Raw genomic sequence first — 26593 nt, 5'->3', positions numbered from 1 at the left:
AGCCATGGTGAAGTGAAGTGTCAAACGTACATTGCGCAGCAGCGCTTCACTTTCGGGTAGTCGCCCACGACTTACCGGTGTTGTCATTATGTCCTTTGCCGCCCTTCGCGGGCGGCCTTTTTCGCTAAATCTTTGTTTTACCTATTGGGTCCTGAGTGATCGGCACTCGTGGATTTAGTCTCAGCTTTTGGTCAGACAATAACGATAATCCTGGCCTTAGAGGTGCAACATGAAATCAGTACAACGCATCAGTGTACGTTTTAATCTCGTCACCACCGCCGTCGTGGTATTGCTCTTGTCCGTATTTACTCTGAACACCTACCGTCAAACGCAGCAAGCGTTGACGGATCAATTCGATGAACAGATTGCCTCCGTGGCATTCCGCTTACAGCAAAGCATTCCACCGGCGATCTGGAACTTTACCCCCAGTCAGGCCCTATTGATCGTAGACGCCGAAGTGGCTTCTCGCGTGATCGACGCCATTTTTATCTATGATGATACCGACGCTTTGGTTGTCGGCATGACCAATGACGCCGAAGGCACCGTAGTCGATGCTGACCCGGAAATATATGCCGCGCGTAACCCGGATGTCGCTATGGATTTAACCTGGGGCGATGCGCTGGTTGGCCGTGCCGAAATCTATACCGATGCTTCGCACATAGACGCAGCTATTCAACAATCACTCATTAGCGCGCTGGTACAAAACCTGATTCTTGTCGTGGCGCTCATTGGTGCCGCGATTATTCTATTAAACCGTTTGGTCACGCGTCCTATTGCTGCGCTGGCTTCTGCTCTGGCGGATATAGCGCAAGGCGACGGAGATCTCACCCGCCGTATTCCGATTCGCCGGCGCGACGAAATAGGCTTATTGGCCGACCGTTTTAACCAGTTTATTGGCACCATACACACCTTGGTGCAAGCGGTCATCGAGTCGGTCAACGACATGGATGCCGCCATTAACGATACCCAGCGTGTTGCTGCCCGCACCAATGAGGGCGTTAAAGCACAACGGCAGGAAACCGACCAAGTAGCCGTCGCCATGCAAGAAATGACCAACACCGCCAACAGTGTGTCGCACAGCGCTGAAGTGGCTGCACAAGGCGCACATGATGCCGATGACCAAGGGCAAAAAGCCCGAACCATCGTACAAGGCGCGATCGACGGTATTGATGCTTTGGCCAGCGACATCGAACAGGGCGCCGAAGTTGTGACCTCGTTAGAGCAGGAAGTCGCCAACATCACTACCGTTTTGGATGTGATTCGTGGAATAGCCGAACAAACTAACTTGCTGGCCCTGAATGCAGCCATTGAAGCGGCCCGTGCCGGAGAACAAGGGCGCGGCTTTGCCGTCGTGGCCGATGAAGTAAGGACGCTGGCCAGCCGAACGCAAGCCAGTACCGAAGAAATCCATCACATGATCGAACGCTTGGAAACTGGCGCCCAGCGGGCGGTTGCTTCCATGAATAGCAGCCGTCAGCAAGGGGAATCCACCGTGCAACAGGCCAGCGGTGCCAGTGGTGCATTGGACGGAGTTGCCGCCGCCATTTCCGACATCAACCGCATGAACATGCAAATCGCCACCGCCGCCAACGAACAAACGTCCGTGGCGAACGACATCAGCCAGCGGTTGACCCGAATCGTAGACATTGCCGTGACGGCTGAACAAGACACTGATGAAGTGGATGCGCTAACCCGTGGCTTATTAGAGCGAGCGCGGCAACTGCACAAACTGGTGGGGAATTTTCAGGTGTAGGTGGTATTTGATAGGCCGGCAACCAGAATTTTTGCTTACCGGCCTTTGACCATTAGGCCTCGGCTTTGTTCAGTAAATACTGCGTTAACAAACCGACCGGGCGGCCCGTTGCACCGGCTTTAGCCGTGGTCCATGCTGCGCCCGCGATATCCAAATGCGACCATGTGTAGTTTTTGGTGAATTCTGCCAAATAAGTAGCCGCGGTGATGGAACCACCCGCCCGACCTTGGCCAATGTTGCGCAGGTCGGCGTAGGGTGAATCCAACTCTTCACGGTAGTCATCCCACAGTGGCATCGGCCAAGCGCGGTCCCAGATGGACTTTCCGGCGGCCAACACCTCTGCCTGCATTTGGTCGTCATTGCTGTACACCGCCATCGGGTGGTGCCCTAAACCGACGACCACCGCGCCAGTGAGGGTTGCAATATCAATCACCGATTCGGGTTTAAACCGCTCGGCGTATGTTAGCGCATCGCACAATACCAAACGGCCTTCGGCATCGGTGTTCAAAATTTCAATGGTTTTGCCAGACATCGACGTCACCACGTCACCGGGCCTGGTCGCGCGGCCGGAAGGCATGTTCTCGGCAGAAGCCACAATACCAATCACATTGATCTTCGGTTGCAGCTCCGCCAGAGTAGACAGCGTGCCAAACACCGAAGCCGCGCCGCACATGTCATATTTCATTTCATCCATACCCGCGGCCGGTTTAATGCTGATGCCACCGGTATCAAAGGTTAGGCCTTTGCCGACCAAAATATGGGGCGCTACATCGTCGCCAGCACCGCGATAATGCATCACAATCAATTTGCCCGGTTCGTCACTGCCTTTAGAAACCGCCATGAACGCACCCATGCCCATGGCTTCCATCTCGGCTTCTTCCACAATATCGGTATGAATGTGGTGATACCGATCAGCCAGCTCCAGCGCCTGTTCAGCCAAATAAGTCGGCGTACACACATTGGGCGGTAAATTGCCCAGTTCGCGTGCCACGTTCACGCCATGCGCCAGTGCCTTGCCGCGAGTGATGGCAGGCTCCAAATCAGCATCGGCTACCAAGTTGAACTGCTGAACATTGAACTGCGGGTTCTTTTCAGACTTCGTGGTGTCATAGCGATAGGCACCCGTGAGTGTCCACTCCACCAGTTTTTGTATGGTCCAATCTTGGGTGCGACCCTGAACCTGTAACCTTTGGCTCAACACATTCAATTGCGTGCTTTGGGTTTTGCTCATCGCCTGTGCCACGCTGGTGGCCACTTTTTGTAGCTGGTTTTCGCTGATGTGCAAACTGTCGCCCGTACCAATCAACAACACCTGCGCACCTTCAGACTGCAAAAGCGGTGTTTGCTCACCCACTTTCGTGCTGATCAATTGTTGCTTGCGCCAAGCGTTAATGCGGGTGGTCAGTTGGTCTGGAAAGGCGCTCAGGGCATTGTCTTCCTGACCCACAAAACCGATGATCAGGCTGGTGTTGGCGGAAAAATCGGCCGCCGAACTGAGTTTGAATTGCATTGTGAACTCCATAAATGCGCGTGAATAATGCTGCTTATCCTAGCGATGTAAGCGCCGGAAAGACAGTGCATTACAGGACCAATACGGGATAACACTGTATGGAGACGTGAACGGCAGGGGATCTGCTATTTTTGTAGGGGCCAAGCTGGCAATTGAACCCGCCGCGCGGATTCAACAAGGCCTTAAACTACAAGCTAAAAGACCAAAACAAAAACAGCGCGATAATAGCCGCTATGCCAAACATAACTTTGCCAAGCTTTACATGTGCCTCGGCTTCACGTTGGGTACGCAACTTCAACAGCTTAATCCCGGATTCCGACAAGCTGTGGCAATGCGTACAGGCAGACACTTCTTTAGGGTATCGCAGCTTGCATCGCTCACATTTAACGGTAGGAATGTGCCGAAAATAGAAGACTCGCATCGTGAAATGTTCCTTATCTTGAGTTTATGAAGCAGCGTGGTCTCAGCTGCTAAATAACATCCGGGTCTTACATACCGCTTTAGGCTGCAACAAGCCTTCTTACATCAAGCTTATCGCGGTGTTGTTCGGCATGCCATAGCTCATATTGCGACTGCTGATTAAGCCAGCTTTCTGCCGAAGTATTGAAAGCAATAGAAAGCCGGATAGCCATTTCAGGACTAATTCCTGCCTTGCCGTTTAGCAAAGCACTCAACGTTTTTCGGCTAACACCCAATGCCTCTGCAGCGGCCGTAACAGAAAGCCCAAGAGGTTCAAGGCAAAGCTCTCGTAATACTTCACCAGGGTGGGGAGGGTTGTGCATCATCATTGGCGGTACCTCAGTGATAATCTTCATAATTGACGATCTCTGCATCGCCATCTTCAAACCGGAACGTCACTCGCCAGTTACCGCTGACTGTCACTGACCAGATTCCTGCTCGATTACCGGAAAGTTCATGCAACCGAAGGCCGGGTAAATCCATATCTTTGGCATCTGACGCTGCATTTAATCTACCGAGAACAAGCCGAAGCCTGTTTGCATGAGCGGCTTGAATCCCTGCTGTGCTGCCGGACTTGTAAAATTTGGCCAAGCCCTTGTGTTTGAAGCTTCGAATCATTCCTTAATGTACCCTGTAACGTATCAGGTATCAATGCACATGGTAGCATACTTCTGCGCCCACACCTTATCCTACATTGGCTAAGCAGCCTCAAAATCCAGTGGATGAATACCATCCAGATTGACCGTATTGCGTGCCACCCAAAGATCGTACATATCTTGCATTGCCAACCAGCTTTCTGGCGAACGCCCAAGAACCTTGGACAGCCGCAGAGACATTTCCGGGCTGATGCCACTGTCACCTTTGAGCAGCCGAGACAACGTAGAAGGCGAAACGCCCAAACTGGAAGCGAGTTGGCGGGAACTGATGCCGAAAGGCTCTAAGTACACCTCCCGAATGAAAGCACCGGGATGCGGCGGATAATGCATAGCCATTAGTGATAATCCTCATAATCAAGAATGTAAGCGTTGCCGTCCTGAAATTCGAATGTCATACGCCAATTTCCGTTAACCCAAATTGACCACCGCCCCTTGTCTTTTCCTTTCAATGGATGATGACGAAAGCCCGGAATGTCCATGTCTTGCATTGAAGTCGCGGTATCCAGAGCAACAAGCAGCATGGGCAGTTTGTTGGCGTGATCAGGTTGAATGCCAGCCGTGCTGCCAGTCGAATAGAACCGTTTTAGTCCTTTGTAACGGAATGATTTAATCATGAAAAGGATGATAGCGCGTTGCGCACAGCGCAACCATAAGGTGAGAACATAAATATTTATTCATCTGAGATGTGAGGATCAACTCTACTTAAATGTCCAAATTAAATCTTTCTGGTGTTTAGTTGCCACAAAAATCTTTAATCTTTTTCCGGAAGATGAAAGCTGCAGGGGCATGCCAAACTTCTGGATTATCGTTCAGCTCCTTTTCAAAAATTGCTTTAATTTGCTGAAACTCATAGATGGCAATACATGAACTAAGCCAAGGGATTTCTAGACTACTACTGGTTAATGACTCCGCAATAATTCCATCAGATACACCTGCTAGCCAAGCAGATTTTTCATTTTCAGACATTCTGAAATAGTCGTCACCAGTAACGTAGCCAAGAGATACAGCAATTACACAGTTAGATATCAATAGAGTTAAACAGAAAATTGCAATTTTCATATTTTTTCCTAGTCCAGAAATTTTTTTAGTAATCGCTTGTTAGAATTAGTCATTAAAATTCGGGATCCAAAATGTTCCATCAGAGTAATCCTTAAATGGACTTGTTCCTTCCGTCTTATGATATTTTGCCACATCTTCCAGAATGTTTTCAGCAACTACTCGAAAGAATCCACTAGGATACAATAGTTCCCATCTATGGGTAAAAGAAACTCCCTCGTCAGGGCAATAATCTTCAATTTGGTATACCTTTTGATAGAATGGCTCGACCTTTGTAACATTTAACTCAATAGCCCTGCCAGGAATACGATATTCATGCATAAGAGAATTTCTATACAGCCAGAAAAGATTTTTATGGGTTAGTTGATTCCAATGTATTGAACCAAGTTTTATAGGGGAGTTGTTTTTATCGTGAGGCCAAAGCTTTAGTACATTTTTTGGTTCCGGGTCATTGCTAATCGCAATTTCAGTAGAAAGGGTTTTATTGTCAATGTTGAAACAAATATTTACTGTAGAGTCAACCCAGTCGCTTAAAGATTTAAAGTCTCGATTATCATTATGTGAGACCTGTAGAGCTCTCTTTAGGTGTAGAAGACTAATGCGTTCACAGTCATTCCATTTTGCAGATGTTTGAATAGTGCGCTTGAAGCGCTCACCATTGCTTGATATTTTCGGGAATCGGCTTTTAGCTAAAGAATCAATGATTGAGCACAGCAATATTTTGGCGTTGACACTTTGTTCGTTCAGATTGAAATCAGAAAATGCAGAATTAATCCTATCCCGATTGAAATTAATAAATCTTTCTACCTTTTCCTTGTGTGTTTCAGCCATTTAATACATCCTGTTGATTACTTGGTAGAAGTATATTCATATGCGATATCCTTTTGGTTTATTTATAGAGCATACGCATAAATATGATGGACAGTGTACAACAGACTATTCTAAACAAGATTAGCAGAAAAACGCAGATATGCACGTAAAAAAACAGTATGTTTTTGAGCGGCGCTGGTGAAGGCAATGGACTTAGGGGTATGCCTCAAGGCGCGCCTTCCGGCCTGCCGTGAAGCGCCGGAGGCATGCCCCGAAAGTCCATGCCGTGGCCGTAGGATTTTGATTCCCGCCTGCGCGGGATTGACTGAGGGCGGTGCCGTACGCGGCAATGGCTTGGCGTCGTAAATTACGACGAAAACGCAGGGCGTGGCTTCTTGGTAACTTTCGGCGGCAGCGTAACACGCTGCTGGTGTGCGGTAGCCCAGTGCAGCAGTTGCAGTGTGCCATCTTGCGTTTCTACCACGCTTGAACAGCTCTCTAACCAATCGCCATCGTTGATGTACAGCACGCCGTCTACTTCTTCCAGCTTCGCTTGGTGGATGTGGCCACACACAATGCCATCTAAGCCACGGCTTCGCGCTTCGGCAATGGCTTTTTGCTCAAACTGCTGCACAAAATGCTGTGCTTTTTTACTGCGAACTTTTAAGAAGCCGGACAGCGACCAATACGATTTACCCAAACGAGCGCGCCATTGGTTGAGCCAGCGGTTCAGCCGCACGATGGTTTCATAGGCATGATCGCCGATCCAGAACAGCACCCGAGAATGCGCAATGTGGTCGTCAAAGCAGTCGCCATGCAGCACCAAAAGCTGACGTCCGTCGAGCAATGTGTGCACGTATTCTTCATGGACTTCGATTCGGCCTAGCCGATGTCCAACCAATTTACGAAAGAATGGGTCATGGTTGCCTGGTACGTAAAGCACTCGAACGCCATTTTCCGCCATGGTGATGACGTGGTTGACCACCGCTTGGTGACTTTTGGGCCAATGACCTTTTTTGCTCATCTTCCAGAGGTCAATGATGTCGCCGACCAAAAACAGCGTGTCACAGGTATGTTGTTGCAGGAATTCCAGAAGATGGTCCGCTTGGGTATTGCGGTTGCCTAGGTGCGTGTCGGAGATCCAGAGCGTGCGATAGTGGGTGCTGGTCATCATCTTGTCCACGTGTCGGGGATAATGACCAAGCTTGCCGTCGAGTTGTGACAACTCGACGGCAATTCTATGACGATTTAAAGACTAATTGTTGCTGTGCAGTTCGTCGTTCAATTGCACCGCAGACTTGTTGGTTAAACATTCCACTTGACCGTTGGTGGAATTACGGCGGAACAATAGGTCTGACTTACCGGCCAAGTCGCGGGCTTTTACCACGTCTACCGGTTGGTTTTTGTCGTCTAACAATTGTACTTTGGTGCCCGCCGTGATGTACAAGCCAGACTCCACCGTGCAACGATCGCCCAAGGGAATGCCGATGCCGGAATTTGCACCCAACAGGCAGTTGTCGCCAACACTGATAACAATATTGCCACCGCCTGACAGCGTGCCCATGGTGGAGCAACCGCCGCCAAGGTCTGAACCGTTACCTACGATCACGCCAGCAGAAATGCGGCCTTCCACCATGCTGGTACCTAATGTACCGGCGTTGAAATTAATAAAGCCTTCGTGCATGACGGTAGTGCCTTCGCCCACATAAGCGCCCAAGCGCACGCGTGCGGTGTCGGCAATGCGTACACCTTCAGGAATCACGTAATCGGCCATTCGGGGGAATTTGTCGACAGAATCAACCGTCAAGCGCTCGCCGGTGAGGCGGGCCTGCATTTGGCGATGTGGCAGGTCGGTGACGTCAATCGGGCCTTGGTTGGTCCAGGCAATGTTGTGCAGCAATCCAAACATGCCGTTCAGATTGATGCTTTGTGGTTTTACCAACCGGTGCGACAACAAATGCAATTTCAAGAAGGCTTCCGCTACGGTTGTCGGTGCTTGGTCGGTTTCCAATACCACCAAAATAGAGGGGGTTTCATACACTGCGCCACGAGCGGCGAAATGTGCTGATCGCGTGAAACCAGCATCGACCATGGGTTGTGCCAAATAGGTCAGGTTGGTGCTGCGCAGTTCGAGCACGGCGTTGCCACCCTCATAGCCGAGATCACGTGCTTTACTGACCAATTCATCGGAAGGGTTAAGTATGGGCTGGGGAAAATAGGCTTCAATGATCTTTCCCGATGAATTACGGGTGATGGTGCCTAAGGCCAATGCGAATGTCATGGTCTGTCCTCTATTAAGCAAAATGTTCTGTCCATTGGGCGGCGTTAAAACCAACCAATAGTCCGTTTTCGGTTTCGACCACCGGGCGTTTAATGACCGATGAATTAGCCACGGCCACCGCCGCAATCTGTTCGGCATCGCCGGAATCACAGGCGGCTTGTTGGTCAGCCGACAATTTACGCCAGGTCGTGCCGCGGCGATTAATTAAAACGCCAGTGTCGGCTTGGTTAAGCCAATTGACGAACGTAGCGGGTGCTAAATCCGCTTTTTTGTAGTCATGAAAATCATAGGGTATGTTTTTTTCGTTTAGCCAAGTGAACGCTTTTTTCATAGTGTCACACTGTTTGATGCCATACACCTTAATCATTAGTCTAACTTATCCTTTTGCATGAGAGAGTTGATCGACGAAGCGTGCAATGCGTTCGGCGGCCTCAATGCATTCTGGCAATGTGGCTACCAAAGCCATACGAACGTAACCCGCACCGGGATTAATACCATCCATTTCACGGCCTAAAAAACTGCCCGGCAGCACGGTGACATGCTGCTGCGCAAATAATTGTTGGGCGAAATCTGTATCGGGAATGGGCGTTTTGGCCCATAAATAAAACCCTGCATCGGGCATTTGTACGCCAAGTTTGCTTTCTAGAATGGCCAACACACGGCGAAACTTTTCCCGATAGGCTGAACGGTTGTGTTCAACATGCGTTTCATCTTGCCATGCCGCCATGCTGGCCTTTTGCACCTGTAACGGCAAGGCGGAACCATGGTAGGTCCGGTAATTTAAATAGGGTTTTAGCAATGCGGCATCACCGGCAATAAAGCCGGAGCGCAGTCCGGGCAGGTTGGAACGTTTGGACAAGGAGTGAAACACCACAGCATTCTTGAACGCGCTATCGCCACGGGCGCGGCAGGCTTCGAGTAAGCCGATTGGGCGTTCATTTTCGGTGAAGTAGATTTCGGAATAGCATTCGTCGCTGGCGACAATTACGTTATGTTGTGCTGCTTTGTCCAGCAACCAAACAAGGGTGTCCAGTGGAATCACTGCACCGGTCGGGTTGCCGGGGCTGCACAGAAAGAGAATCTGCGTTTTGGCCCAAACGTCATCGGGTATGGCTTGGAAATCCGGGTTGAAGCCGTGTTCGGCGGTGCAGTTTAACAGCCAGGTTTGCCCACCCGCTAATAAGGTAGCGCCTTCATAAATTTGGTAGAAGGGGTTGGGCGTCATGATGTAGGGCCGTTGGTCGGCTTGGCTTGGGTCGAACGCGGCTTGAATGAATGAAAAGATGGCTTCGCGGGTACCGCATACGGGCAATACCTGTTGCAAGCCATCAACCTTCGATAAGTCAAAACGTTGCTCTAACCAGCGCGCAATCACGTGGCGTAGCTCCGGTAGACCCGCCGTGGTGGGGTACACTTCCAGGTCGTCCAGCGCATCGGCCAGTGCATCACGCACAAACAAGGGTGCCGCGTGCTTGGGCTCGCCAATCGACAGCGCGATGTGCGGCAGCTCTGCGTTGGGCGTAACGGCTGCTTTGAGGTCACGTAAACGCTCAAAAGGGTAGGGCTGTAAGTCATTCAGCAAAGAATTCATCAGGTCTGCTCGATCAGTTTGTTCAGTTTTTGCGTCAGCAAGCTGCGCACGCGTTCGCCAAAATCAGGGTCATGAATGGGTTCATTATTGCGCGCATCCACTACAAAGAACACGTCTTCTACGCGCTCACCCAAGGTTGAGATGCGTGCATTTTGTAGATTCAGCCCCAGTTCAATGAACACTTCACCGATTAGGGCCAGTAAGCCGGGGCGGTCGGTGGTGATGACTTCCACCACGGTGCGGTGATTAATGAAGTCGTTCGATAGGTTGACCCTGGTCGGCACATTAAAGTGTTTTAACACGCGCGGTACGCGACGACTGATCTGCCGGCGTTCCGGTGGCTCGGCGATGGTTAGCAATAACCGGTGCTGAATTTCACGCAGCCGCTCGGTGTCGTTCATGTCGATGGGGCTGCCATCCTCTTCCAATACGATAAAGGTATCGAGTGAATAATTGGACGATGGTGAGGTCATGATGCGCGCATCATGGATGTTTAAACCGAGCTGATCCATCACATACGCAATGTCGGCAAACAGGTGCGCACGGTCGGGCCCATAGACGAATATTTGTGTGGCTGACTCGAAGGCTCCGGCGTTCAATTCTTGAATCAGTACCATTGGCGTACCGGCACCCTGGGCGGATATGGCCTTGGTATGCCAAGCGATGTTTTCCGCCGATTCGCGCAGGAAGTAGTCGTCACCAGGGTTGTCCCAAATAGCCCGCACGGTGTCGGCATCAAAACCATCGGCTTGCAGCAGTTCGATGGCTTTGTGTTTGGTGTCTTCTATGCGTTCATCCTTGCCAACCGGGTTCTCCAAGCCACGGCGCAGTGCGCGCTTGGTTTCAGTATATAACTGCTTTAACAAGGCAGCGCGCCAGCTGTTCCAAAGTGCGGGGTTGGTGGCGTTGATGTCGGCCACGGTCAGGACGTAGAGGTAGTCCAGATGCACGAGGTCCTGTACTTTTTGAGTGAAACGATTGATCACATCCGGGTCGGAGATATCTTCCCGTTGTGCGGTGAGCGACATTAATAGGTGATGACGCACCAACCACACCACCAGTTCGGTATCCCACTGCGGCAGTCGGTGGCGTTCGCAAAACTGGAAGGCCTCTTCCGCACCGATGATGGAATGGTCGCCACCCTTGCCTTTGCCAAGGTCATGAAACAAGCCCGCAATATAAATGAGTTCGACTTTGGGGAGTTGGTGGATGACTACACTGGCAATCGGGAATTCAACGAGGTTCGAACGATGTCGGAAGCGCCGTAAATTCGACACGGTCTGTAGACTGTGCGCATCCACCGTATACACGTGAAAAAGGTCAAACTGCATTTGCCCGATGACTTGCCCAAACTCGGGTAAATACAGACCTAAAATGCCGTAGGCACTCATGCGCCGTAAGTTGGTGCTGACCCCCTGTGGTGCGCGGAACAGCTCAATAAAGAACGAGATGTTGCGAATATCGTTTCGAAACGCGGGGCCAATGAGGTAACGATGTTCATAGATTGCGCGAATGGTACTGGCACGTACACCCTTGAGTTCCGGGTTATGGGCCAGCAACACAAAGATTTCCATCAATGCCGAGGGCGTTTTGTCGAACACGCGCGGGTGGCTTATTTCGATGTAACCGTTGTTGTTTAAGAAACGTGAGTTGAGCTTAACGGGCGGGGCAGGGAGATCGGTGTTTAAAATCACTTCATCGAAATGCTGGAGCAGCATGTCGTTCAATTCACGCAACCTAAATACCGTCCGGTAATAGGTTTTCATCAACTGCTCGACGCCTAACGCTTCATCGTTGTCCGAGAAACCAAAGGCTTCGGCAACGGCCTTCTGTAAGTCGAACAGCAGGCGGTCTTCTTCGCGGCCACTGATGACGTGCAGGGCGTAGCGTATTCGCCACAAATAGTCTTGCCCTTCCATCAAGGTTTGGAATTCAGCTTCGGTTAAAAACCCACGTGAAATAAGGGTCTCTAAGTTATCGTCACCAAAGTGCCGCTTGGTCACCCAGCCGATGGTTTGAATATCACGCAAGCCACCGGGTGAGGTTTTTACGTTTGGCTCAAGGTTGTAGGCGGTATTGCCGTATTTTTCGTAGCGCAGTGCCTGTTCATTGAGCTTGGCCTTGTAGAAATGTGCGCTGGGCCAAATATGTGGTGGACTGACACGTTCAAGCATGTGCTCGAACAAGGTGCTGTTGCCGCTAAGTAAACGGGCTTCCACCAGATTGGTGACCACAGTCACGTCATCCGTCGCCTCTTCTATGCACGCCTTCAATGTGCGGACGCTGTGGCCGATGTGCAGGTTCAAATCCCACAGCAGGGTGATGAAGCGCTCGACGGACTCGACGGCACCCTGAACGTCTTCTTCTTGGTCAAAGAGCAGCAAGAGGTCAATATCCGAGCGCGGCAGCAGTTCACCCCGGCCATAGCCACCGACGGCGACCAAGGCGGCATTTTCCGGCCAAGTGTAATGGTTCCACAGCAGATGCAGCATTTCATCGATGGTGTTGGCTCGACTTTGTACGAGGTCACGTACGAAGTCACCCGATTCGAAGCGCTGGTCTAATGTGTCCTGCGCTAAACGCAGCGCTTTCTTTAATCCACCCAGGGCGACCGGCGTTTTCGCCAGCGCCTGTTGTACCGCAGTTACATCAAGCAAGGAGGCCGTTGACATGGTGGGTTCCGTCATCCGATGTGTCAGAAGGGCAATACTTCGTCGGCCCGTTGGGTTAACACTTCGGGGCCATTTTTGGTCACGACAATGGTGTGTTCCCACTGTGCAGAGAGCTTGTGGTCCTTGGTGACGACGGTCCAGCCGTCCGGCAGGAGTTTATTATGACGCTTACCGGCATTGATCATGGGCTCAACCGTAAAGGTCATGCCTTCCTGAATGACGGTGCCAGTATTGCGGCGACCATAGTGGAGAATTTGCGGGTCCTCATGGAACACTCGGCCAATGCCATGACCACAGTATTCACGCACCACCGAGTAATGATTCTTCTCCGCGTGTTGTTGAATCACATAGCCAATATCGCCAATGGTGTTACCGGGCACTGCTTCTTGAATGCCGAGGTACATGCACTCTTGGGTCACGTCAATTAAGCGTTGAATGTGCGGCTTAGGTTCACCAATGACAAACATCTTACTGGTGTCGCCGTGAAATTCATCTTTGATGACCGTCACATCGATATTAATGATGTCACCCTTCTTCAGAATTTTCTGGTCATCCGGTATGCCGTGGCAAATGACATGGTTCACACTGGTGCAGATAGATTTGGGGAAACCCCGGTAATTCAGCGGGGCAGGCACTGCCTTCTGCACATTCACAATATAGTCATGACAAATGCGGTCTAATTCGCCCGTGCTGATGCCGGCGGTCACATAGGGCGTAATCATATCAAGCACGTCAGCGGCAAGACGGCCAGCCACACGCATTTTCTCAATTTCGTCCGGCGTCTTGAGGGTGATTCTTTCTTTGGCCATGTAAGGAGAGAACATCAGATAATAGAATGAAGCGCTAGTGTAGTGTTTTTTTGGCCGCAGTTCATCCTATCGCCTTTATAAATGTCGATGCTGGCGCTGGCGCTGCGCATACCGCCGGTCGATATTTCTGCTTTTCAATGTGGGGTGGGTATGGTATAAAGCGCGCGCCCCGATTGGCGGGGTAAATCCACACAGGCGATGACAACACTTTTCTGGGTGCCGCAAGGTTAGAAAAGTGGAGGATGCTCGACAAAGGCAAACTCCAAGGGTCGTCTGGAGGCTTAACCCAAACAAACTATGAGGTTTATCATGGCTGTAACTATGCGTGACCTGCTGAAAGCAGGTGTGCACTTCGGGCACCAGGCTCGGTTCTGGAACCCAAAAATGGGCAAGTACATTTTCGGTGCCCGCAACAAGATTCACATCATTAACCTGGAAAAAACCGTGCCAATGCTGAATGCAGCGTTGCAACACGTTGAGAATCTGGGTTCAAACAAGCGCAAAGTATTGTTCGTGGGCACTAAGCGTGCCGCGTCGGACATCATCAAGCGTGAAGCTGAGCGTGCGGGTATGCCGTATGTTTCGCACCGTTGGTTGGGCGGCATGCTGACCAACTATAAAACCATTCGTCAGTCTATCCGCCGTCTGCGTGAACTGGAAACCCAGAAATCCGACGGTACGTTCGATTTGCTGACCAAAAAAGAAATTCTGATGCGTCACCGCGAGATGGAAAAGCTGGAAAAATCCATCGGTGGTATCAAGGACATGGCTGGTTTGCCGGATGCCTTGTTCGTGATCGACGTTGACCACGAGCGTATTGCGATCACTGAAGCCAACAAGTTGGGCATTCCTGTGATCGGCGTTGTTGACACCAACAGCAACCCTGATGGTGTAGATTTCATTATCCCAGGTAACGATGACGCCATTCGCGCCATTGAAATCTATGTAGGCGCTATCGCCGATGCGATCAGTCATGGTCGTGAAGCAGTGGCCGAAGCAAAAGACGAGTTTGTTGAAGTGGCTGACGAGAGCGCAGCAAACGAAGCCTAATTCGTATTGAACACCTGAACCATCTAAAGGGGGGCGATACGACCCCTCTTTTTTTACAGAGGAATTAGCACATGGCAAATATTACGGCAAGCCAGGTAAAAGAGCTGCGTGAGCGCACTGGCCTAGGCATGATGGAGTGCAAAAAAGCACTGGTAGAAGCAAACGGTGATATTGAAGCGGCCATTGATGAGCTGCGGAAGTCCAGCGGCTTGAAAGCGGCGAAAAAAGCCGGTCGTACGGCGGCTGAAGGTGTTGCGGTTAGCCGTGTATCCGAAGACGGCAAGTTCGCCGTGTTGGTTGAAGTGAACTCCGAAACCGACTTCGTTGCACGCGATGACAACTTCCTGAACTTCGTCAATGTTGTAGCCGAGAAAGCCTTTGCCGACCAGCAGGATGATGTTGCTGCTTTGATGGCAGGCGAGTTGGAAAACGCGCGCGAAGCGCTGGTACAGAAAATTGGCGAAAACATTTCTGTACGTCGAATTGCCAAGCTGCAAGGTGGTGACGACGCAGTTATCGCTGGATACTCACACGGTGGCCGTATTGGCGTATTGGTTGAGTTGAAAGGCGGTACGGAAGAGCTGGCAAAAGATATCGCCATGCACGTTGCGGCGATCAATCCACAGTTTGTGAGTGCCGAGCAAGTGCCTCAAGACGTATTAGAGCGCGAGAAAGAAGTCGTTCGTGCGCAGTCTGAATCGTCGGACAAGCCTGCTGAAATCATTGAAAAAATGGTTCAAGGCCGGATCAAGAAATTCTTGGCTGAGATCAGCTTGGTTGAGCAGCCTTTCGTCAAAGATCCTGATGTTAAAGTCGGTGAGCTGGCACGTAAGGCCGGTGCTGAAGTCGTTAGCTTCGTACGTTTCGAAGTGGGCGAGGGCATCGAGAAAGAAGAAGTTGATTTTGCTGCTGAAGTAGCTGCAACAGCGGGCATTAACCGCTAAGATCGTTCTCGATCACAGGGTGTGCGCCCGCACACCCTGATGCTTTACCACTATCCCCATGCCCAAATGAGGTTGCTATGCCCCCAAAAGACCGTTCCGCCCGTTATAAACGCATTCTCTTGAAGCTGAGCGGCGAAGCCCTTGCCGGTGATAAAGAGTTTGGTATCGATCCCAGTGTGTTGGATCGCATGGCGCTAGAAATCGGTCAGCTTGTGGGCATTGGCGTGCAGGTGGGTTTGGTGATCGGCGGGGGTAATTTGTTTCGTGGTAAAGAGCTGAGTGACGCGGGCCTGGACCGTGTAACCGGCGACCACATGGGTATGTTAGCAACGGTAATGAATGCTCTGGCTATGCGCGATGCATTGGAGCGCGCTAATATTCGTACCCGAGTCATGAGCGCCATTCCCATGAGCGGTATTGTAGAGCACTATGATCGTCGCACCGCAGTCCGTTACCTGAACCAGTCTGATGTAGTAATATTCTCCGCCGGAACCGGCAACCCATTCTTTACAACGGATTCGGCCGCGTGTTTACGCGGTATAGAAATTGATGCCGACATTGTAATAAAGGCGACAAACGTTGATGGGGTGTACACGGCCGATCCTAAAAAAGATAAAAGCGCGACAAAGTATGAGATGTTGACTTACAGTGAAGTGCTGGAAAAACAATTGGGTGTGATGGATTTGACGGCCATCTGCCTAGTGCGCGACCATTGCATGCCGGTGCGGGTATTCAATATGCATCAGGCAGGTTCGTTGCTCAAAATTATGGTAGGCGAAAACGAAGGTACGCTGATTGTTGAGGATGTAGACAATGTTGAATGAAATTTTAAAAGACACCGAAGCGGCCATGCAGAAGTCCATTGATGCATTGGATCATGCCTTTAACCGCATTCGTACCGGTCGTGCCAGCCCAACGTTGCTGGAAAGTGTGACCATCGATTATTACGGCTCTGAAACACCGATTACCCAGTTGGCCAACGTGTCAGTGGAAGATGGTCGTACCCTGGCTATTTCGCCTTGGGAGCGCAATTTAGTGCCCGCGATTGAGAAGGGCATCATGAAGTCGGATCTGGGCCTGAACCCATCGACCACCGGCGACACGATCCGGGTGACCATGCCGATGTTGACCGAAGAAACGCGTCGTGACTACATTAAACAAGCGCGGAATGAAGCTGAAACGGGTCGGGTTGCGGTGCGAAACGCGCGTCGTGACGCCAACAACACGGTAAAAGAACTATTGAAAGAAAAAGAAGTTTCCGAAGACGATGCGCGGCGCAATGAAGAGCAGATCCAAAAATTGACGGATAAGTACATTGCGCAAGTCGACAAGCATTTAGCAGAAAAAGAAGCTGAATTGATGAAGGTGTAGGCCATAGCCTACGGTCAACAGGCATCGTGCAAAGGCACCTGGATTTTGGTCAGTCTTGGTGCCTTTTTGGTATATGGCTGAGTTGTCGTAAAGGAAGATAGGAGTCTACATGCCGGACTTTTCGGCGTTGCCGGTGCTGCCGCAACACATCGCCATTATTATGGATGGCAATAATCGTTGGGCCAAAGGTCGAATGTTGCGTGGTGTTTCGGGGCATAAAGCCGGTGTTAAATCACTGCGTACCACCGTAGAGCACTGTGCCCGCCTTGGCATTGAAGCCGTAACCTTATATGCCTTTAGCAGTGAAAACTGGCGTCGTCCGCAGGATGAAGTGTCGGCCCTGATGGATTTGTTTTCATGGGCATTGACCAAAGAAGTGGACCGCTTGGTGGAGCACAACTTGCGCTTGCGGGTCATTGGCGATACAACCGGGTTCACCAGCAGCATTCAAGAGAGTATTGCGCGGGCAGAAGCATTAACGGCACACTGTACGGGTATGTGGATCAATGTGGCGGCCAATTATGGTGGCCAATGGGACATTACCCAAGCCGCACGTGCCGTGGCACAGCAAGTTCAGATGGGGGCGTTGCAAGTCAATGATATTACGCCCGATATGTTTTCGACGTATTTGAGTTTGAGTGATTTGCCGCCACCGGATCTCTGTATTCGCACTGCCGGTGAGCAACGACTCAGCAACTTCTTGTTATGGCAATTGGCGTATGCCGAATTGTATTTTTCGCCGAAGTTATGGCCGGATTTTGATGCCGATGCGCTCTTTGAAGCGTTACAAGCATTCGCCACTCGGGAACGCCGCTTTGGTGGTCGTTGATCGAGTTAAGCGTGATAGGAATGAATAATGATAACTAAAATTGATAATCGCGTGAAAACCGCCGTTGTGCTAATCCCCATCATGTTGGTCGGTATTTATGGCCTCCCATTGGCCGGATTCGCTATTTTCATGGGCGTTATAGCGGTTATGGGAGCCTGGGAATGGGCTGATATGGCGGGCATCGGTGAACGTTGGCAGCGGTTCATGTTTTCTGCCGCTGTCGGTGTATTGTTACTGGTGCTCTATGCTCTGTTGGACGCTGAAGTCGTGTCCTTCGGTTGGCTGTTGGCACTATCGGTCGGTTGGTGGCTCGCCGGATTTGCGCTCATTCTGTGCTATCCATCGGCCACGCGCTGGTGGGCGTCACCTTGGCGTCGAGTGGTCGCGGGTGTCTTGGTGCTGTGTTCCATGTGGCTGGGTTTTTACTGGATAAAGTCGGCCGATGACACCAACTTATTGATCACCTTATTGATGCTCTTGGTTTGGGGTGCGGATATCGGTGCCTATTATGCGGGGCGCGCCTTTGGTAAGCGAAAACTGCTGCCGGATGTCAGTCCCGGTAAAACATGGGTGGGCGCCGTGGCCGCCGTTGTGAGCGCCATGATCATTGGTTTGCTGGTGGTGTTAGTGATTGTTAATACCCAATTCTGGGGTTGGCAGGATTATGCTCTGCTGATGGTGTTCGCTGCCGTGGTAGTGGTGATGTCGATCGTCGGTGATTTGGTGGAGAGCATGGTAAAACGTCATCGCGGATTGAAGGACAGTGGGTCGATTTTACCGGGACATGGCGGCATCATGGATCGCATTGACAGCATGTGTGCCGCAGCGCCGGTGTTTGCTGGCTTTCTGTATGTCTGGCCTGCGTTATGAAACGTCGTCAACGGGTTTCTGTCTTAGGGTCAACCGGCAGTATTGGGGTCAATACCTTAGATGTGCTGGGTCGCCACCCGGATCTGTATGAAGTATTTGCCCTGAGCGGTTTTCGCAATCTTTCCCTTCTCGCCAGGCAATGTGCGCAACATAGACCGACGTATGCGGTCGTGCCGGATCGTATTGCCGCTGTCGAGCTTATGGCGGCACTGTCCCTGTTAAGCCCACAGACGGAAGTCTTGGTGGGTGAAGAAGCGTTGTCCGTGATCGCTGCGCATCGGGAGGTCGACATCGTGATGGCCGCTATTGTAGGTGCGGCCGGTTTAAGCCCAACCCTGGCAGCCGCCAAGGCAGGTAAACGAATCTTGTTGGCGAATAAAGAAAGTCTTGTCGTGGCTGGACATTTGTTGATGCAAGCCGTCCAGGACAGTGGTGCCACCTTGCTCCCGATTGATAGTGAACACAATGCTATCTTTCAGTGCCTGTCCAAGGTTAATGATCCTGCGGTGGTTTCTGTTGTGCTTACCGCATCAGGCGGTCCGTTTCGCCAAACACCGCTGGCTAAATTGGCCAAGGTCACGCCCGAACAAGCCTGTGCGCACCCCAATTGGTCGATGGGTAGAAAAATTTCAGTGGATTCAGCGACCCTTATGAACAAAGGGTTAGAGCTGATAGAAGCCTGCTGGTTGTTTAATTTACAACCCTCTGACATCGAAGTGGTGGTGCATCCGCAGAGTGTGATTCATTCTATGGTGCGTTACGTCGATGGCTCGGTGATTGCACAGATGGGCGCACCGGATATGCGCACGCCCATTGCCTATGGTTTAGCTTGGCCGGAACGTATCGATGCGGGTGTGGCGCCTTTGGATTTTCAGGCGCTGTCCGGACTGACCTTTGAAACGCCGGACACGGAGCGTTTTCCGTGTTTGCGTTTAGCGGCCGATGCCATGGCGTTGGGCGGTACAGCACCGGCTATCTTGAATGCGGCCAATGAAGAAACGGTGGCGGCATTTCTGGCCGGAGATATTGGTTTTATGGATATTCCTCGGATCAACGAGCAGGTGCTGGTTCAAAGTACGGTCAATCCCGTGATCGATGTTGCACAATTACTGGCAGTGGACCGTTTGGCGCGGGTCACTGCTAAGAACTTGATTGAGGGTGTTTGAGAGTGTTGACCACGATTCTTTTCTTTTTGCTTGCACTGTCGATATTAGTTGGCATTCATGAAGCCGGGCATTATTTTGCGGCGCGCTGGTGTGGCGTTAAAGTGCTACGATTCTCGATTGGCTTTGGTAAGCCATTATTCTCATGGCGAAATCGTGAAAATACCGAATTTTCATTAGCCCCCATTCCCCTGGGCGGTTATGTCAAAATGCTGGATGAACGTGAAGGAAACGTTGCGCCGGAAGACCTTCCGTTCACTCATAACCGGCAATCGCCACAGAAACGAATTTTTATTGCGGCAGCAGGCCCGTTGGCTAACTTTATTCTGGCTGTAGTGATTTTCTGGGTGGTTAATCTGACCGGTGTGCAAGTAGTGCGACCATTGATTGAAACCCCAGCGGAATCCAGCTTGTGGCAAGGCCAATGGCCCGCCGAGCGCGCCGAAATTGTGGCTGTCGACGGTCAACCGGTGGCGGATCTGCGGGAGCTGCAATTGAAACTGCTGGACCGTTTGGGTGAAACGGGTGTGATTGAATTGACCCTGCAAGATGATGTACAGCAACGCTATCGCGTGTCCTACCCGATTGAGCGTTGGCTGGCCCGTGTCCAGGACCCCAGCCCGATCAGTGCTTTGGGATTATCCATTTGGCGTCCGGAGCGTCCGGCGCTGGTGGATGGTGTGATGGCGGGCAGTGCTGCCGAACGAGCGGGCTTGCAGCCCGGTGATCGCGTATTGGCGACCAATGGGCAGCCGATCGCGAATTGGAATGCGTGGGTAGACGTCGTCCAACGCCAGGCGGGTGTTCCGCTGGCTCTCGAAATTGAACGGGCTGGACAACGGCTTACGGTCACGCTTACCCCGGATGCAACACAGGATGCGCAAGGGCAAACCGTAGGACGGGCCGGCGTTTATGGCCCTTCTGTGGATACCTCGGATTTGATTCGTACGGTGCATTACGGGCCTATTGCGGCGCTGCGTGCGGCCGTCGTTGAAACAGGGGATACGTCGGCGATGATTCTCGGCTTCCTGCGCAAAATGATCGTCGGTGAGGCGTCCGTAAAGAATTTAAGCGGGCCTGTATCGATCGCGCAAGTGGCGGGTGATTCGGCCAGTTTTGGTGTGGTTGCCTTTCTAAGTTTCCTTGGGTTGCTGAGTATCAGTTTAGGCATTTTCAATTTGCTGCCCATTCCCGTTTTGGATGGTGGACACATACTGTATTATGTCGCCGAAATTGTTCGTGGTAAGCCATTGTCCGAGCGCGTTCAAGCCTGGGGTATGCAGATTGGTATCGCGTTGATGTTGGGCGTAATGTTCATTGCGTTTTTTAACGACTTTCAGCGGTTTTGATGCCTGCTCATCAATGCAGACATGGGCAAATTAAGGGTAAACCTCATTGTAGTGTGTGGTCTAAACAGCGATCTTGCCCGGCGTTTTTACCTCTCAGTGTGTTCGTTTTGTCGTTTTTCAGCTAAGGATTCGTTAACTACATGGCGCAAATTAAGCGATTGATCGGTTTGTTGCTGATCTGTATCAGTACTTCAGCAGCAGCGACTTCAATACAGGTGGACGGCTTGCGCCGAGTTTCCAGTGCAGCGTTTTATGCAACGTTGCCCGGTGTGCAAGACCGTACCGCACAACCTGGATTTCAGGTGGCCGAGGCGATAAGAGCGCTGTATGCCACAGGCTTGTATCAAGATGTTCAGGTGCAGCAAACACCAGCCGGTGCGTTACTGTTCGAAGTGCAGGAATACGCGCTGATTGAGCGGGTGAATGTGTCGGGCAATAAACGTATACCGACGGAAGCCCTGGATGCCGCCTTGGAACGTGTGGGTGTGGTGGAAGGTTTGTCCTATCAACCGTCCGTTCTGGCTCAAATCCAATCCGAACTGGAAAGCCAGTATGCCATTCAAGGGCGTTATGATGCGGTGGTGGATGTCAGTGTAGAGCCTTTGCCGCAGAACCGGGTGGCGGTGATTATTGCCATTGAGGAAGGCGGTGCGGCCGCCATACGATCCATCGAAATCCGCGGTAATGACGTGTTCGACAGCGCTGAATTGCTGCGCGATACCCGGTTACGCGCCCGACGCGTGGGTGATCCGTTGCAGTTGTTCAGTCAGCGCCATCAATACGATCGAGATACCTATTCCGGTGATCTCGAGCGTATCAGTTCGTACTACTACGATCGCGGGTACGTGCGGTTCAATATCGAGAATACGCAAATTTCGCTAGAACCCGACCTGTCGGGTGTGCACTTACTCACCGAAGTATACGAGGGGGCTCGCTATCGTTGGGGGGCGGTCACGGTTTCGGGCGATTTCGCAGCGCGTGAAACCGAGATTCGGGCCGCTGTGTTGCCGCAGGAAGGTGAATGGTTTTCACGCGCCGATTTAGTGAGCACACAAGATCGAATCATCGGCATTTTAGGTGATGATGGCTATTTGTTTGCCAATGTCGAGCCGCAGGCGAGCGTCAGCGATGATGAGTTGACCGTGAGCATCAACTTTGTCGTCCGGCCGGGTCCGTTAATGTATGTGCGCAATATTCAGTTTGTGGGCAATCAGGGTACTCTGGATGAAGTGTTGCGCCGTGAAATGCGCATCTACGAGGGTGATTTGGCACGCAACAGTGACATTGCAGCGTCACGTCGCCGCTTACAACAATTAGGCTTCTTCAGCGTCGTGAATGTTAACCAGTTGCGGGTTCAAGATGCTGAAGATCAGGTGGATATTGTGTTTTCTGTGTTGGAAGACAAGAGCGGCAATTTGCAGGCATCCCTTGGCTTTCAACCTGGTGTGGGAATTTTTGGTGCGGTTGAGTTTTCGCAAGAGAACTTCCTCGGCACCGGTAAAAGTCTGGCCTTGCGCAGTCAGGTGTCCAATACCACAACGACATTCTCATTGAACCATGTTGATCCCTATTTCACGCAATCCGGCATCAGCCGCGATTTGAATCTGTTCTATGAGCGTACGAACTGGTTAGACCGCAACGTCGAAACCTACGGTCTGGATCGCTGGGGGGGCAAGTTTTCCCTGGGGCGGCCGGTGTCCGACAATAGCCGTTTACAAGTAGGCTTAGGGTTCACGCAAACCCAACTGTATGTGGGTGATAAACCACCGCAAGAGGTTACATCGTTCCAGGCCGATTACGGTGATCGCTATGACGATTGGACCCTGGAAATGCAGTGGAACTACAGTGACCAGATTGGTAGTTTCTATTCGACGGAAGGGCAGCGCCATAACATAACCGGCGAAGCGACCTTGCCCGGCAGTGACTTAAATTACTACCGGATAACCTACCGCGGCGACTATATTCAACCGGTGCTGCCGTTCGATGGCTATGCCATTCGATTACTTGGGCAGGCGGGGTATGGCAATGGCTTTGGTGAAACGGACCGTTTGCCCTTTTACAAACACTTTTATGCCGGTGGTCCTGGCACTCTTCGCGGTTACCAGGAACGTACAGTTGGTCCTTACAGCACCGAATTGGCTGGCAATGAAGGGTCGGCAGTGCCGTTTGGTGGCAATTTGATGTTGAGTTCCGGCATGGAGTTTATCGTGCCAATGCCGCTGGTGCGCGACAAGTCGCAATTCCGCGCCGCTGCCTTTGTGGATGTAGGCGGTGCCTTTACCGAGCGTTGTTTGGCGGGCAATACGGATTGTGCCGAAGGGTTCTCGGTGGATGGTTTACGTGCCTCGTATGGCTTGGATGTGGTGTGGCGCCCCATACCAATGTTGCCTTTGCGGTTTATCTACGCCAACCCAATAGCGCCGCAGGATGGAGATCGCCTGCAACGATTCCAACTGTCTTTCTGGAGTAATTTCTAATGACCCGAATGTTCGCTCTCTTACGTCGTACTGCACTGGTTTTTGCGTTTCTGGTGGCTCCCACTGCACTTGCGCAAAACAGTTCGGACGCCACCATCGCAGTAATTGATCAGGAATATGTGTTGTTTCAAAGCGAAGCCGCACGCCAGATTACTGCCGAACTTCGCCAGGCTTACGCCAGTGAAGACCGTCGTGTTAATCAACTGGAACAAGAGATCACAGAATTACGTCAACGATTGGAGACAGACGGTCCGTTGTTGACAGAAAACGAACAAGCCGCATTACAGGTGCAGACAGAAGCAAGACTGCGCGAACGCGAAGAACTGGTCCGTCGCCTGCAAGCGGCACAACAAAACCGCCGTCAAGAATTCTTGCGCACCTTTGAACCCATACTGACAACGGTATTGGAGCGCATTATAGTAGAGCAGAATATTGTGTTGTTGTTGTCGGGTGATCAAGTGGTCTACGTTCGACCTGAGTTGGATATCTCGACCTTGGCGCTGGAACGGTTTAATGCCGCTGTCGCTGAAGCCCGGCAGTCAGCAGCACCCAACGAAGAACAAGAATAAGGCTCTGGGTTATGAATACCCCTGATAGGCGCACATACCGGGCAGTCGAATTGGCTGAATTACTGGGTGGCGAGGTAAAAGGCAATCCAGATCAGTGCATTTCCTCGATAGCACCCATTGATCAAGCCTCTACTGGGCAATTGAGCTTCGTCGCACGGCGGCAGTTCGTGAAGAAAGCGGCAACGTCAAAAGCCGATATTTTGTTAGTGACAGCAGACCTGGCCAGTAGCTTGCCGCATACTTGCATCATTGTGCGTGACCCCTACCGAGCCTATGCTCAGGTGTCTCAATTATATTGGGAGAAGCACTGGTTCGCGCCGTCAGTACATCCAACTGCTGTGCTGGCCGACGATGTTGTGGTTCCGGCAGATTGCCGAATCGGCGCTCAGGTGGTGATTGAATCCGGTGTCGAGTTGGGTACAGGTGTCGAATTGGATGCGCAAGTTTACGTCGGTGCGGGAGTCAAAATCGGTTCCGGTACCATCATTCGGCCGCGTGTGACACTGTATTCCGGGGTGGTCATTGGTGAAAACTGCATGATTCAAGCAGGCACGGTCATTGGTGCGGATGGTTTTGGTTATGCCCGTCATGCCGGTGGCTGGGAAAAGATCGCCCAACTCGGCGGTGTGCGCATTGGCAACCGCGTGGAGATCGGTGCGAACGCAACCATTGATCGTGGCGCCTTGGCCGATACCGTCATCGGCGATGACGTGATCATCGATAATTTGGTGCAAGTCGGTCACAACGTCGTGGTCGGTGAGCGCACGGCCTTGGTCGCACAATGCGGCATTGCAGGCTCAACGGTTTTGGGTAAAGATGGGTCGGTCGGAGGGCAGTCGGCGGTTGGCGGTCATTTAACCATTGCCGACAATGTACATTTTGTCGGTAAGGCAATGGTGGCGCAGTCCATTGAAAACCCCGGTCAATATGCATCGGGTTTACCGGTACAGCCGTTCAATGATTGGCGCCGGGCCGTAGCCCGCATTGGTCAACTGAAGAATTTAAACGACAAAGTGAATACTTTGTGGGCGAAGTATGGCGAATTGGAAGCGGCAGATGCCACCCCCGATGAATCGTCATCAACCTGACCTGAATTTTAAGGGCTGAATTTAAAGGCTGAATTTAAAGGCTGAATTTAAAGGATAGTGCTATGAGTTATACCTTGCCAATGGATCACGAGCAGATCAAAACGCTGCTGCCGCATCGCTATCCGTTTTTGCTGGTTGACCGGATCATCGAGTTAGAGCCGAACAAGCGTATTGTGGGCTACAAGAATGTGTCCGGAAACGAAGAATTTTTTAATGGACACTTCCCTGGCCAGTCGATTATGCCCGGCGTGTTGATTCTTGAAGCATTGGCCCAGATTGGCGCTATTTTGGGTTTCGCATCATCGGGTAACCGACACGAGGACGGATATTTGTTCTTGTTTGCCGGTATCGACAATGTGCGCTTCAAGCGTCAGGTAGTACCGGGCGACCGGTTGGATCTGGAGTTGGAGATCATCAGTTGCAAGCGTGGTATCTATAAAATGGAATCTCGTGCGCTGGTCGACGGTGAGTTGGCCGCCAGTGCCGATATTCTTTGTGCTGAACGTAAACAGGTTAAGGCGTGATTCATCCTACGGCTCTTATTGACCCTGGCGCTCACATTGCGCCCGATGTGACCATCGGTGCCTTTAGCATCATCGGTGCCAATGTGACCATTGGTGCTGGCTGTGAGATTGGCCCTCATGTCGTCATTAAAGGGCCTACGGTCATCGGTGAGCGCAACCGCATTTTTCAGTTCGCATCCATTGGCGAAGAATGCCAAGACAAGAAATACCGCGGTGAACCTACCGAGTTGCACATTGGCGATGACAACGTCATTCGTGAATGTGTCACCATGCAACGTGGCACAGTGCAAGATGAAGGCGTTACACGTGTCGGCTCGCGTGGATTGTATATGGCATATGTGCATGTGGCACACGACTGCCGAATCGGTGATGACGTGATCATTGCGAATGCCAGTCAGGTTGCTGGTCATGTTTGGCTTGATGATCACGCCATACTGGGTGGTGGCACCTTGGTACACCAGTTCTGCCGTGTTGGTACGGGTGCCATAACCGGTGCAGGAACGGTTATTTTTAAAGATATTCCGGCCTATATCATGGCGCAAGGTAACCCGGCCAAGCCCTACAGCATGAATTTTGAAGGTCTCAAGCGTCGTCAAGTTCCAGAGTCCAATTTAAAAGCGTTGAAAAATGCCTACCGTTTAGTGTTCCGTCAGGGTAAAACGCTGCAAACAGCCATGGCCGAACTGGCTCAAGACCCTACCCCTCAAGTGCAGACGTTTCTGGCCAGTCTGGCGACCTCCACTCGCGGTATCATTCGCTGAT

Annotated in this window: 28 protein-coding genes; 15 read left to right on the top strand and 13 right to left on the bottom strand. The window is 51.5% G+C overall.

The features are described 5' to 3' along the window. Nucleotides 1–229: 229 nt before the first annotated feature. Nucleotides 230–1753 carry a methyl-accepting chemotaxis protein gene (locus ACFOSD_RS11760; protein WP_380696738.1) on the top strand — a complete coding sequence of 508 codons (1524 nt, stop codon included), beginning with the start codon at nucleotides 230–232 and terminating at the stop codon, nucleotides 1751–1753. A gap of 52 nt (nucleotides 1754–1805) precedes the next feature. On the opposite strand, the gene ACFOSD_RS11755 is transcribed toward ACFOSD_RS11760, so the two are convergent. Further along, entirely contained in the window at nucleotides 1806–3263 is a 1458-nt protein-coding gene (locus tag ACFOSD_RS11755) for a leucyl aminopeptidase (protein WP_380696736.1), read from the bottom strand. Nucleotides 3264–3369: 106 nt separating this feature from the next. Between ACFOSD_RS11755 and ACFOSD_RS11750 the strand changes: the two genes are divergently transcribed. Continuing rightward, the gene (locus tag ACFOSD_RS11750; protein WP_380696734.1) at nucleotides 3370–3714 is read left to right on the top strand and encodes a hypothetical protein; all 345 of its coding nucleotides are present in this window, start codon (nucleotides 3370–3372) and stop codon (nucleotides 3712–3714) included. Between the two features lie 49 nt (nucleotides 3715–3763). On the opposite strand, the gene ACFOSD_RS11745 is transcribed toward ACFOSD_RS11750, so the two are convergent. The 12 genes from ACFOSD_RS11745 to map form a co-directional block, all read right to left on the bottom strand. Continuing rightward, on the bottom strand, nucleotides 3764–4051 hold the full coding sequence (locus ACFOSD_RS11745; RefSeq protein WP_380697275.1) for a HigA family addiction module antitoxin: 288 nt from the start codon (nucleotides 4049–4051) through the stop codon (nucleotides 3764–3766). A gap of 10 nt (nucleotides 4052–4061) precedes the next feature. Continuing rightward, nucleotides 4062–4340 carry a type II toxin-antitoxin system RelE/ParE family toxin gene (locus tag ACFOSD_RS11740; RefSeq protein ID WP_380696732.1) on the bottom strand — a complete coding sequence of 93 codons (279 nt, stop codon included), beginning with the start codon at nucleotides 4338–4340 and terminating at the stop codon, nucleotides 4062–4064. Nucleotides 4341–4420: 80 nt separating this feature from the next. Then, nucleotides 4421–4714, bottom strand: a complete 294-nt coding sequence (locus ACFOSD_RS11735; RefSeq protein WP_380696730.1) for a HigA family addiction module antitoxin — start codon at nucleotides 4712–4714, stop codon at nucleotides 4421–4423. After that, entirely contained in the window at nucleotides 4714–4992 is a 279-nt protein-coding gene (locus ACFOSD_RS11730) for a type II toxin-antitoxin system RelE/ParE family toxin (RefSeq protein ID WP_380696728.1), read from the bottom strand. Before ACFOSD_RS11730 ends, ACFOSD_RS11735 begins: the two co-directional genes overlap by 1 nt. Nucleotides 4993–5110: 118 nt before the next feature. Beyond that, nucleotides 5111–5437 carry a hypothetical protein gene (locus tag ACFOSD_RS11725; protein ID WP_380696726.1) on the bottom strand — a complete coding sequence of 109 codons (327 nt, stop codon included), beginning with the start codon at nucleotides 5435–5437 and terminating at the stop codon, nucleotides 5111–5113. A 45-nt stretch (nucleotides 5438–5482) separates the two neighbouring features. Continuing rightward, nucleotides 5483–6265, bottom strand: a complete 783-nt coding sequence (locus ACFOSD_RS11720) for a hypothetical protein (RefSeq protein ID WP_380696724.1) — start codon at nucleotides 6263–6265, stop codon at nucleotides 5483–5485. 346 nt (nucleotides 6266–6611) lie between these two features. Continuing rightward, nucleotides 6612–7418: a UDP-2,3-diacylglucosamine diphosphatase gene (locus tag ACFOSD_RS11715; protein ID WP_380696722.1), complete on the bottom strand. Its 807-nt coding sequence runs from the start codon at nucleotides 7416–7418 to the stop codon at nucleotides 6612–6614. Between the two features lie 81 nt (nucleotides 7419–7499). Beyond that, nucleotides 7500–8525, bottom strand: coding sequence for a 2,3,4,5-tetrahydropyridine-2,6-dicarboxylate N-succinyltransferase (dapD, locus tag ACFOSD_RS11710; RefSeq protein ID WP_380696720.1), 1026 nt, complete (start codon nucleotides 8523–8525; stop codon nucleotides 7500–7502). Nucleotides 8526–8538: 13 nt separating this feature from the next. After that, nucleotides 8539–8892, bottom strand: a complete 354-nt coding sequence (locus ACFOSD_RS11705; protein ID WP_380696718.1) for a Spx/MgsR family RNA polymerase-binding regulatory protein — start codon at nucleotides 8890–8892, stop codon at nucleotides 8539–8541. Between the two features lie 9 nt (nucleotides 8893–8901). Beyond that, the gene (dapC, locus tag ACFOSD_RS11700; RefSeq protein WP_380696716.1) at nucleotides 8902–10116 is read right to left on the bottom strand and encodes a succinyldiaminopimelate transaminase; all 1215 of its coding nucleotides are present in this window, start codon (nucleotides 10114–10116) and stop codon (nucleotides 8902–8904) included. Further along, entirely contained in the window at nucleotides 10116–12788 is a 2673-nt protein-coding gene (gene glnD / locus ACFOSD_RS11695; RefSeq protein ID WP_380696714.1) for a [protein-PII] uridylyltransferase, read from the bottom strand. Before glnD ends, dapC begins: the two co-directional genes overlap by 1 nt. Nucleotides 12789–12811: 23 nt before the next feature. Continuing rightward, entirely contained in the window at nucleotides 12812–13597 is a 786-nt protein-coding gene (map, locus tag ACFOSD_RS11690) for a type I methionyl aminopeptidase (RefSeq protein WP_380696712.1), read from the bottom strand. Between the two features lie 306 nt (nucleotides 13598–13903). Between map and rpsB the strand changes: the two genes are divergently transcribed. The 13 genes from rpsB (at nucleotide 13904) to lpxA (ending at nucleotide 26592) form a co-directional block, all read left to right on the top strand. After that, entirely contained in the window at nucleotides 13904–14647 is a 744-nt protein-coding gene (gene rpsB, locus ACFOSD_RS11685) for a 30S ribosomal protein S2 (RefSeq protein ID WP_380697273.1), read from the top strand. Between the two features lie 71 nt (nucleotides 14648–14718). Next, complete coding sequence (gene tsf / locus ACFOSD_RS11680; protein WP_380696710.1) at nucleotides 14719–15591, top strand: translation elongation factor Ts; 873 nt, start codon at nucleotides 14719–14721, stop codon at nucleotides 15589–15591. Nucleotides 15592–15668: 77 nt separating this feature from the next. Next, on the top strand, nucleotides 15669–16415 hold the full coding sequence (pyrH, locus tag ACFOSD_RS11675; protein WP_380696708.1) for a UMP kinase: 747 nt from the start codon (nucleotides 15669–15671) through the stop codon (nucleotides 16413–16415). Further along, nucleotides 16405–16962 carry a ribosome recycling factor gene (frr, locus tag ACFOSD_RS11670; protein WP_380696706.1) on the top strand — a complete coding sequence of 186 codons (558 nt, stop codon included), beginning with the start codon at nucleotides 16405–16407 and terminating at the stop codon, nucleotides 16960–16962. The genes pyrH and frr overlap by 11 nt, the downstream gene beginning before the upstream one ends. Nucleotides 16963–17071: 109 nt before the next feature. Then, a complete protein-coding gene (gene uppS, locus ACFOSD_RS11665; protein WP_380696704.1) occupies nucleotides 17072–17791 on the top strand; it encodes a polyprenyl diphosphate synthase in 720 nt (239 codons plus the stop codon). 27 nt (nucleotides 17792–17818) lie between these two features. Further along, nucleotides 17819–18661, top strand: coding sequence for a phosphatidate cytidylyltransferase (locus tag ACFOSD_RS11660; protein WP_380696702.1), 843 nt, complete (start codon nucleotides 17819–17821; stop codon nucleotides 18659–18661). Continuing rightward, nucleotides 18658–19827, top strand: coding sequence for a 1-deoxy-D-xylulose-5-phosphate reductoisomerase (ispC, locus tag ACFOSD_RS11655; RefSeq protein WP_380696700.1), 1170 nt, complete (start codon nucleotides 18658–18660; stop codon nucleotides 19825–19827). Before ACFOSD_RS11660 ends, ispC begins: the two co-directional genes overlap by 4 nt. A 2-nt stretch (nucleotides 19828–19829) precedes the next feature. Further along, nucleotides 19830–21173, top strand: a complete 1344-nt coding sequence (rseP, locus tag ACFOSD_RS11650) for an RIP metalloprotease RseP (RefSeq protein WP_380696698.1) — start codon at nucleotides 19830–19832, stop codon at nucleotides 21171–21173. 140 nt (nucleotides 21174–21313) lie between these two features. Continuing rightward, nucleotides 21314–23650 carry an outer membrane protein assembly factor BamA gene (gene bamA / locus ACFOSD_RS11645; protein WP_380696696.1) on the top strand — a complete coding sequence of 779 codons (2337 nt, stop codon included), beginning with the start codon at nucleotides 21314–21316 and terminating at the stop codon, nucleotides 23648–23650. Further along, complete coding sequence (locus tag ACFOSD_RS11640; protein WP_380696694.1) at nucleotides 23650–24219, top strand: OmpH family outer membrane protein; 570 nt, start codon at nucleotides 23650–23652, stop codon at nucleotides 24217–24219. The genes bamA and ACFOSD_RS11640 overlap by 1 nt, the downstream gene beginning before the upstream one ends. A gap of 11 nt (nucleotides 24220–24230) precedes the next feature. Next, nucleotides 24231–25307 carry a UDP-3-O-(3-hydroxymyristoyl)glucosamine N-acyltransferase gene (gene lpxD, locus ACFOSD_RS11635; RefSeq protein WP_380696692.1) on the top strand — a complete coding sequence of 359 codons (1077 nt, stop codon included), beginning with the start codon at nucleotides 24231–24233 and terminating at the stop codon, nucleotides 25305–25307. A gap of 62 nt (nucleotides 25308–25369) precedes the next feature. Next, complete coding sequence (fabZ, locus tag ACFOSD_RS11630; RefSeq protein ID WP_380696690.1) at nucleotides 25370–25831, top strand: 3-hydroxyacyl-ACP dehydratase FabZ; 462 nt, start codon at nucleotides 25370–25372, stop codon at nucleotides 25829–25831. Then, nucleotides 25828–26592 carry an acyl-ACP--UDP-N-acetylglucosamine O-acyltransferase gene (gene lpxA, locus ACFOSD_RS11625; protein ID WP_380696688.1) on the top strand — a complete coding sequence of 255 codons (765 nt, stop codon included), beginning with the start codon at nucleotides 25828–25830 and terminating at the stop codon, nucleotides 26590–26592. The genes fabZ and lpxA overlap by 4 nt, the downstream gene beginning before the upstream one ends. Nucleotide 26593: the final 1 nt, after the last annotated feature.

The organism is Salinispirillum marinum, assembly GCF_042650105.1.
Lineage (GTDB): Bacteria > Pseudomonadota > Gammaproteobacteria > Pseudomonadales > Natronospirillaceae > Salinispirillum > Salinispirillum marinum.
The sequence above is the reverse complement of the archived record's forward strand: the minus strand, read 5'-3'. Positions and strand labels throughout refer to the sequence as shown.